Below are 381 nucleotides of genomic sequence, written 5' to 3'. Positions count from 1 at the left end.
CCACCGCCAGCACCGGGCCATCGCCGAAGCGGTAGCCACGGCGGAAACGGCGCGTGGCCTTGTCACCGGTCAATACATGGCGGCCGCCAACCGCGTCGCGCAACTGCGCCAGCACGGCATCATGGCCACTCATGGCAGGTTGACCAGCGAATCGCGCCCGATGTCGGCAATACGGTGCGCGCCGGTCAGTGTCATCGCCACGCGCATCTCCTTGGCGATCAGGTCCAGCAGGTTGGCCACGCCGGCCTCGCCCTGCGCGGCCAGCGCATAGACGAAGGCGCGCCCCAGCAGCACGGTATCGGCCCCCAGCGCCAGCATGCGCACCACGTCCAGGCCGGTACGGATGCCCGAATCGGCCAGGATCTTCAGGTCGCCCTGCAC

1 protein-coding gene is annotated in these 381 nt (G+C 69.3%); it reads right to left on the bottom strand.

Annotation, left to right across the window (positions count from 1 at the left end; all coding sequences use genetic code 11):
- Positions 1 to 129 precede the first annotated feature (129 nt).
- Positions 130 to 381: alpha-hydroxy-acid oxidizing protein (locus tag D7X55_RS47540; RefSeq protein WP_199747519.1), on the bottom strand; the 252-nt coding region annotated here is incomplete at its 5' end.

Source organism: Corallococcus sp. AB049A (genome assembly GCF_003668885.1).
In the GTDB taxonomy this organism is placed as follows: Bacteria; Myxococcota; Myxococcia; order Myxococcales; family Myxococcaceae; genus Corallococcus; species Corallococcus interemptor.
Note: the sequence above shows the minus strand (reverse complement) of the source record. Positions and strands in the feature narration are given on the sequence as shown.